Consider the following 8,266-nt stretch of genomic DNA (forward strand, 5'->3'; position numbering starts at 1 on the left):
AGGGTCGACGCCGGTCGGCGCACTACAACGCGACGATCGCCGCAGTCTCCGCCGGCAACTGGATCCGGTCCCGCATCACGGTGACGCCCTCCTCCGTAGCCAGGAGCACTCGCCGCGCCACCCCGGGCAGCGACACCCCCTGCCCCCGCCCAGCAAAGTTCGCCACGACAAGCGTGTCCCCCCGCCGCATCACCAGGAACTGGTCCCCGTGCTGCACGGACACCTCGTGCATCCGAGGATCCGACAGGTCCGACGTCGAGCGCCGCAGAGCGATCAACCGCTGGTAGAACGACAGCATCGAAGCATGCTCGGGCTTGTCCAGCTCGGCCCAGTCCAACCGGGACCGTACGAACGTCTCCGGGTCCTGCGGGTCGGGCACGTCCCCTTCCGGCCACCCGTGCGAGGCGAACTCCCGCCGCCGCCCGGTCCGCACCGCGGTGGCCAACTCCGGCTCCGGGTGCGAAGTGAAGAACTGCCACGGCGTAGAGGCAGCCCACTCCTCCCCCATGAACAGCATGGGAGTGAACGGCGCGGTCAGCAGCAGCACAGCGCCAACCCGCAGCAGCGAAGGCGAGAGAGAAGCCGAGATCCGATCCCCGGTAGCCCGGTTCCCGATCTGGTCATGGTTCTGCAGGTACGCGACCAGCCGATGCCCCGGCACCCGCAAATCCAGAGGCCGCCCGTGGTGCCGGTTCCGGAAGCTCGACCAGGTCCCCGCGTGGAAGAACCCACCCGTCAGCACGTCCGACAGCGTCTCCAGAGAGCCGAAGTCCCCGTAGTAGCCCTGCCGCTCCCCCGTCAGCAACGTGTGCAGCGCGTGGTGCGCGTCGTCGTTCCACTGGGCGTGCAGGCCGAACCCACCCGCCTCCCGGGGCGTGATCAGCCGCGGGTCGTTGAGGTCCGACTCGGCGATCAGCGACAGCGGTCGCCCCAGGTGCGTCGACAGCGACTCGACCTCGATGGCCAGCTCTTCGAGAAGCGGGATCGCCCGGGTGTCCGGCAGCGCGTGCACGGCGTCCAGGCGTAGGCCGTCGACGTGGTAGTCGCGCAGCCACATGAGCACGCTGTCGATGATGTAGCGGCGCACCTCGTCGGAGTGCGGGCCGTCCAGGTTGACCGAGCGGCCCCAACTGTTGCTCTGCTCGGCGAGGTACGGACCGAACTGCGGCGCGTAGGCCCCGGAGGGCCCGAAATGGTTGTAGACAACGTCGAGGATCACCCCCAACCCGCGAGCGTGAGCGGCGTCGACGAACCGTTTCAGGCCGTCGGGGCCGCCGTAGGGCTCGTGGGGGGCGTACCAGCAGACGCCGTCGTACCCCCAGTTGTGTTCGCCGTTGAAGGCGTTCACCGGGAGCAGTTCGATCAGGTCGACACCGAGGGTGACGAGGTGGTCGAGGCGGTCGATGGCCGCGTCGAAGGTGCCGTCCGGGGTGAAGGTGCCGATGTGCAGCTCGTAGAGGATGCTGCCGGGCAGTTGCCGGCCGGTCCACGAGCTGTCGGACCACGCGAAGTCGGCGTGGTCGTAGCGGCGGCTCGGCCCGTGCACTCCCGCAGGCTGCCACGGCGACCGGGGGTCGGGCAGTGGGGTTTCGTCGTCGTTCAGCAGAAAGGAGTAGTCGAGGCCGGCGTCGGGCGCCTCGACCCGCCACCAGCCGTCGGCGGCGGCGCGCATCTCGTGGTCGGTGTCGCCGGCCAGGCGCAGCCGCACCCGGCTGGCATCCGGTGCCCAGACGGAGAATTCGGTCATGAAACGGCCTCCTCGGCAGCGGTGAGAGGAGCCAGCAGAGCCACGGGATAGTCGGCCAGAAGGTCGTCCAGTGGGGTCTCCCCGCCACTGTAGACCCGCCCGGTGAACAGGTCCTTCAGTTCGTGAACGGGAAGTGACAGGGCTGTGTCGCACCACCCACCGGCGCGTGCCAGGCCCAGCGGCAGCCGGGTCGCCACGGCGATCACGCCACCCCGGTCGAAGGCCACCACGTGCCGGCCCACCGGCCCGTGCGCCGGCACTGGCCGGTAGGTGGTGAACAGCTCCGGGTGGGCCCGCCGCAACCGCAGGGTCCGCGACACGACGAGCAGCTTCGCCGCTCCGTCGGTGTCGATCGGGGGACGCCAGCCGCCGTCGATGCGTGCCAGCAGCTCCCGGCGTACGTCGAAGTCGACCGGGCGGCGGTTGTCCGGGTCGACGAGGGAGTTGTCCCACAGCTCGGTGCCCTGGTAGACGTCCGGCACCCCGGGCATGGTGAGTTGGATCAGCTTCTGCCCGAGCGAGTTGCACCAGCCGGCCGGGGCGATCGCGGCGGCGAGTTCGGTCAGCTCGTCGTGCAGGCTCGGGTCGTCGTACATCCGGTCGACCACGGCGTGCACTGCCTGCTCGAAGGCCGGGTCGGGCTCCGCCCAACTGGTCGAGGCCCCAGCCTCCCGGGCGGCCTTCTCGACGTACGCGTGCAGCCGCTCCCGCTCGATCGGCCACGCGCCGACGGCGGTCTGCCAGAGCAGGTGGGCGAACGCCGGGTCGGGCAGCGGGGCGTACTCCATCCAGGTCTTGACCTGCTCGGCCCACCGGCCCGGCAGCTCGCTGAGCACGGCGAGCCGGGCGCGGACGTCCTCTCCGCGTTTGGTGTCGTGGGTGGAGAGGGCGGTCATGCTGGCCGGCCAGCGGACCTGGTGGGCGCCGGCGAAGCGGTGGAACTCCGCGGGCGGCACCCCGAAGTGGCCGGGGCTGCCGCCGACCTCGTTGAGCGCCACGAACCGGGTCCAGCGGTAGAACGCGGTGTCCTCCACGCCCTTGGCCATCACCGCGCCGGTGAGCTGCGGGAACCGCTGCGCCAGCTCGTCGGCGGGGTTACGCAGTCGGCGGGTGATCGCGTCCAGGGCGAGGACCAGGTCGGGGCGACGGCGGCCGGCCTCGGAGCGGGCGGCGGCGAGGTACCGGGCCCCGTGCGGCGGGTAGCCCCGGTAGACCGGGAACGCGGCGGCCAGCTCGGCGAGCGCCGCGCGGGCCTGCTCGGTGGGCACCTCGGGGGCGAGGGCGGCCAGCCGGGTCAGTTCGGCGGCGAGCAGTTGGGTGGCGGCGGCCAGCTTCGTGGCGTGGGTGAGGTCCTCCCAGGAGGTGTGCTGCCCGGTCAGGCGGTTGTCCAGCGCGGTGAAGTCGCCCTCGGCGTCGGTGTCGACGAAGAGCCCGTTGACCGCGGCCAGGGCGTCGTAGCCGGTGGTGCCGTCGACCGGCCAGTCCGGCAGCTCCTCGCCGTACTCGAGGATCTTCTCCACCACGAGCCAGGCGTTGGGCGCGGCGGCCCGCAACCGGGTCAGGTAGCCGGCCGGGTCGCGTAGGCCGTCCGGGTGGTCGACGCGGATGCCGTCGACCTCCCCGGCGGCGGCCCAGCGCAGGATCAGCTCGTGGGTGGCGGCGAACACCGCCGGGTCCTCCACACGCAGACCCGCCAGGCCCGCGATGGCGAAGAATCGGCGGTACGTCAGCTCGGCGTCACCACGCCGCCAGGAGACCAGCTCGTAGTGCTGCCGATCGTGGACCTCCCGGGCGGTGCCGTCGCCGGCGCCGTCGGCGACCGGGAAGCGGTGCTCGTGGTAGCGCAGCTCCCCGTCGACCAGCTTGAGATCGTCGAGGGCGGCCGGGTCGTCGGCCAGCACCGGCAGCAGCAGCCGACCCCGGTCCCAGTCGATGTCGAACCAGTCGGCGTACGACGAGTCGCGCCCCCGGCGCAGCACGTCCCACCAGGCCGGGTTGGCGGCCGGGACGGCGACCCCGGCGTGGTTGGGCACGATGTCGACGACCAGGCCGAGCTGCCTGTCGCGCAGGGCGGCCAGCAGCCGTTGCCGGGCGGCCTCCCCGCCCAGCTCCGGGTTGACGGCCCGGTGGTCGGCCACGTCGTAGCCGTGCTGGGAGCCGGGCGTGGCGGTCAGCAGCGGGGCGCTGTAGAGGTGGCTGACGCCGAGGTCGTCAAGGTAGTCGACGATCGCTGCGGTGGCGTCCAGGTCGAAGCCGGGGCGGACCTGGACCCGGTAGGTGGCCTTGGGAGGGGTGGCCGGCATGTCAGATCGTCCTCTCCAGCACGACGAGGGACCGGTCCGGCACCCGGATGGTGCCGCCCGCGCTGATCACCGTGGCGTCGCCCGGCTCGGGTTGGGCCGTGCTGATCACCCGTTCCCACTTCTGGCCGTACTCACTGCCGGGCATGGTGAAGTCCAGCGGCGCGTCGTGGGCGTTGAAGCACAGCAGGAACGAGGCGTCGTGGTGTTTCTGGCCGTACTGGCCGCGCTCGCGGATGCCCTCGCCGTTGACGAAGAGCGCCACCGAACGGCCGAAGTCGTTGCCCCAGTCCTCGCCGGTCATCTCCCGCCCGTCCGGGGTGTACCAGGCCAGGTCGGGCAGCGGCTCGTCGATGCCGCGCCCGCCCACCGGCAGGCCGGTGAAGAACCGGCGACGCCGGAACACCTGGTGACGTTTGCGGAACGCGGTAAGCGTCTGCACGAACTCCAGCAACTGCTCGTCGGCGTTGTCCCAGTCGATCCAGGCCAGCTCGCTGTCCTGGCAGTAGACGTTGTTGTTGCCATGCTGGGTGCGGCCCAGCTCGTCGCCGTGGCCGATCATCGGTACGCCCTGCGACAGCATCAGGGTGGCCAGGAAGTTACGCCGCTGCTTGGCCCGCAGGGCGAGCACCGCCTCGTCGTCGGTGTCGCCCTCGACCCCGCAGTTCCAGGACCTGTTGTGGCTCTCGCCGTCCCGGTTCTCCTCGCCGTTGGCCTCGTTGTGCTTGTCGTTGTACGACACCAGGTCGTTGAGGGTGAACCCGTCGTGCACCGTGACGAAGTTGATGCTGTGGAACGGTCGGCGGCCGTCGTCCTGGTAGAGGTCGGCGGAGCCGGAGATGCGGGACGCGAACTCGGCGAGGGTGGCCGGCTCACCGCGCCAGAAGTCCCGCACGGTGTCGCGGTACTTGCCGTTCCACTCCGTCCACAGCGGCGGGAAGTTGCCCACCTGGTAGCCGCCGGGGCCCACGTCCCACGGCTCGGCGATCAACTTGACCTGGCTGACCACCGGGTCCTGCTGGACCACCTCGAAGAAGGTGGAGAGCCGGTCCACCTCGTAGAACTCGCGGGCCAGGGTGGCGGCAAGGTCGAACCGGAAGCCGTCGACGTGCATCTCGGTCACCCAGTAGCGCAGCGAATCCATGATCAGTTGCAGGGAGTGCGGGCTGCGTACGTTGAGGCTGTTGCCGGTGCCGGTGTAGTCGACGAAGTAGCGCCGGTCCTCCTCGCTGAGCCGGTAGTAGCTCGGCGCGTCCACGCCCTTGAAGCTCAACGTCGGCCCGAGGTGGTTGCCCTCGGCGGTGTGGTTGTAGACCACGTCGAGGATGACCTCGATGCCGGCCGCGTGCAACGCCTTCACCATGCCCCGGAACTCCTGCACCTGCTGACCGAGGCGGCCCAGCGCCGAGTAGCCGTGGTGCGGGGCGAAGAAGCCGATGGTGTTGTAGCCCCAGTAGTTGCGCAGCCCCAGGTCGTTCAACCGGTGGTCGTGGATGAACTGGTGCACCGGCATGAGCTCGATCGCCGTGACCCCGAGCCGGGTCAGGTAGTCGATCATCGGCGGGGAGGCGATGCCCGCGTACGTGCCGCGCAGCTCCTCCGGAATGTCCGGGTGCCGCATGGTCAGCCCACGAACGTGCGCCTCGTAGATCACCGAGTGGTGGTAAGGGGTGCGCGGCGGCTTGTCGTTGCCCCAGTCGAAGTACGGGTTGACCACCACCGACTTCGGCATGAACGGCGCCGAGTCGGTCTCCGACATCCGCTCCGGGGAGTCCATGTCGTAGTCGTAGACCGCCGGGTCCCACTGGACGTCACCGTCGATGGCCTTGGCGTACGGGTCGATCAGCAGCTTGTGCGGGTTGCAGCGCAGCCCGTTCGCCGGGTCGTACGGGCCGTACACCCGGAAGCCGTAGCGCTGCCCCGGCTCGATGCCCGGCAGGTACGCGTGCCACACGTACGCGTCCACCTCACGCAGCTCGACGCGGCGCTCCGCGCCGGTGTCCCACTCGTCGAAGAGGCACAGCTCGATCCGCTCGGCCACCTCGGAGAAGATGGCGAAGTTGGTGCCCATCCCGTCGTAGGTGGCGCCCAGGGGATACCGCTCGCCCGGCCAGACCTGCATGTCGCTCCTTCAACCCGTGGTGATGTGCGCACCGGCCGAGACCGCCCGCGCGCAAGCAGGTAGTGCCCCCGGCCCGAGCGCGCCAATCCATCCTTCCAGGCGCTGCCCGGAAACCACCCGTCTGAGCGTGCAACACCACTCGGGTGTCCTCCGTCACGATGACCGTTTTCGAGGTGCGTTCTCGGGCCGGATGCACTTTCCTTGATCGGGGACAAGCGTTCGCGCGTGCCCGCCAGGCCCTCGGCCACCCCTTACACCTCTCGCTCCGCCGCCACCGACGCCGGCGCGCACCACCATGCACGGACGGAGATTGATGTGACGACCCTGCGGGTCGACGAGCAGCTCGCTGCCACCAAGGACCGGGCCCACCGGCCCACCCTGACCTCCCGGCCCCAGCTCCCGACCCAGCCCGGTCTTCCCGTGCCGTCCGGCCTGTCCGCGCAGCCCGGCGCGGTCGTGCCGGCGCAGCCCGGCCCCGGGGTGCCCCCGCAGACCCGTCGCATCCTCATGCTGTCCTGGGAGTACCCGCCGGTGCTCGTCGGCGGCCTCGGCCGACACGTGCACGCCCTCTCCGTCGCCCTCGCCGCCGCCGGCCACGAAGTCACCGTCGTCACCCGCCACAGCGAAGGCGCACCCCTGGAGGAATACGCCGACGGCGTCCGCATCCTGCGCGCCCCCGAAGACCCCGTCACCTTCCCCCTCGCCACCAGCTCCCTCCTGGCCTGGACCATGGCCTTCAACCACACCCTCACCCGCACCGCCCTACGCGCCACCCAGGCCGGCGCCTACGACGTCATCCACGCCCACGACTGGCTCGTCGCCCACACCGCGATGACGTTGCGCGACCACCTGGACATCCCGCTGGTCAGCACAATTCACGCCACCGAGGCCGGCCGGCACCAGGGCTGGCTCCCGGAGGAGATGAACCGCACCATCCACGGCGTCGAGCAGTGGCTCAGCAGCGAGTCCAACCGGGTGATCGTCTGCTCCGGGTACATGCGTGACGAGGTCAACGCGCTGTTCGGCGTACCGGCCGGACGGGTCGATGTGGTCGCCAACGGCGTGGAGCCGCACCGCTGGCAGGTGCCCGCCCGTGCCGTGGCCGCCGCCCGCGCCCGCTTCGCCGGGGACGGCCCGCTCGTCACCTTCGCCGGCCGCCTCGTGTACGAGAAGGGCGTCCAGCACCTGATCGCGGCGCTTCCCCGACTGCGCGAGCGGCACCCCGGCCTGCGTGCCGTGATCGCCGGCGACGGCCCGTACCGGGCCGAGTTGGAGGCCGAGGTGCACCGCCGCGGCCTGGGCGGCATGGTCACCATGCCGGGCTTCCTGGGCGGCACCGACCTGCCGGCGCTGATGGCCGCGTCCGACTGCTTCGCCGTTCCGAGCATCTACGAGCCGTTCGGGATGGTGGCCCTGGAAGGCGCCGCGGCCGGCGCTCCCCTGGCCGTCGCCGCCACCGGTGGCCTCGGCGAGATCGTCGAGCCGGGCGTCACCGGGATGACCTTCCGCCCGCACGATCCGGACAGCCTCACCGACGCCGTGGACGCGCTCCTGTCGGACCCCGACCGCGCCCGCGTCATGGCCCGCAACGCCCGCCGGACGGTCCACGACCAGTACGGCTGGGCCGCGATCGCCCAGCGCACCGCCGCCAGCTACGCCGCCGCCATCCACCACGACGCCGCGTTCACCGCCGAGCGCGCCGAGCAGCGGATGTCGCAGGGTCGCGCCCTCCCGGCACTCCCCGAGGGCAACCTGCTCGCCGCCGCCGGCCTGCGCTGACCCTGCTCTGGCCCGGCTCAGCCTGGGCCCGGTTGCGGCCCGGTTGCGGCCCGGCTCGGCCCCGTTGATCGACTCGGTTTCCTTGAAGTCGGGGTGTCCCAGTGCCGGGGACACCCCGACTTCCTGTAACGCGAGTCGATCAAGCGGTATTGGGCGCGCAGCTGGCCGGGCCGCTGGGGCGCGTGCTCACTGCGCCGGGCCGCACGCCCAGTGCCGGGCCGCACGCCCAGTGCCGGGCCGCACGCCCAGTGCCGGGCCGCACGCCCAGTGCCGGGCCGCACGCCCAGTGCCGGGCCGCACGCCCAGTGCCGGGCCGCA

4 protein-coding genes are annotated in these 8,266 nt (G+C 71.4%); 1 reads left to right on the plus strand and 3 read right to left on the minus strand.

What is annotated here, in order from left to right; genetic code table 11:
• Positions 1-22 precede the first annotated feature (22 nt).
• The 3 genes from treZ to glgX are packed head-to-tail and all read right to left on the minus strand — an operon-like array spanning position 23 to position 6,169.
• On the minus strand, positions 23-1,747 hold the full coding sequence (gene treZ / locus ACIBEF_RS24640; protein ID WP_396795506.1) for a malto-oligosyltrehalose trehalohydrolase: 1,725 nt from the start codon (positions 1,745-1,747) through the stop codon (positions 23-25).
• Positions 1,744-4,050 (minus strand): malto-oligosyltrehalose synthase, encoded by a 2,307-nt coding sequence (treY, locus tag ACIBEF_RS24645; protein WP_396795507.1) that lies wholly within the window; start codon positions 4,048-4,050, stop codon positions 1,744-1,746. Before treY ends, treZ begins: the two co-directional genes overlap by 4 nt.
• A 1-nt stretch (position 4,051) precedes the next feature.
• The gene (gene glgX, locus ACIBEF_RS24650; RefSeq protein WP_396795508.1) at positions 4,052-6,169 is read right to left on the minus strand and encodes a glycogen debranching protein GlgX; all 2,118 of its coding nucleotides are present in this window, start codon (positions 6,167-6,169) and stop codon (positions 4,052-4,054) included.
• 315 nt (positions 6,170-6,484) lie between these two features.
• On the opposite strand from glgX, the gene ACIBEF_RS24655 reads away from it, so the two are divergent.
• On the plus strand, positions 6,485-7,948 hold the full coding sequence (locus ACIBEF_RS24655) for a glycosyltransferase family 4 protein (RefSeq protein ID WP_396795509.1): 1,464 nt from the start codon (positions 6,485-6,487) through the stop codon (positions 7,946-7,948).
• The last annotated feature ends 318 nt before the right edge of the window (positions 7,949-8,266 follow it).

The sequence above is a fragment of the Micromonospora sp. NPDC050795 genome, assembly GCF_044456785.1.
In the GTDB taxonomy this organism is placed as follows: Bacteria; Actinomycetota; Actinomycetes; order Mycobacteriales; family Micromonosporaceae; genus Micromonospora.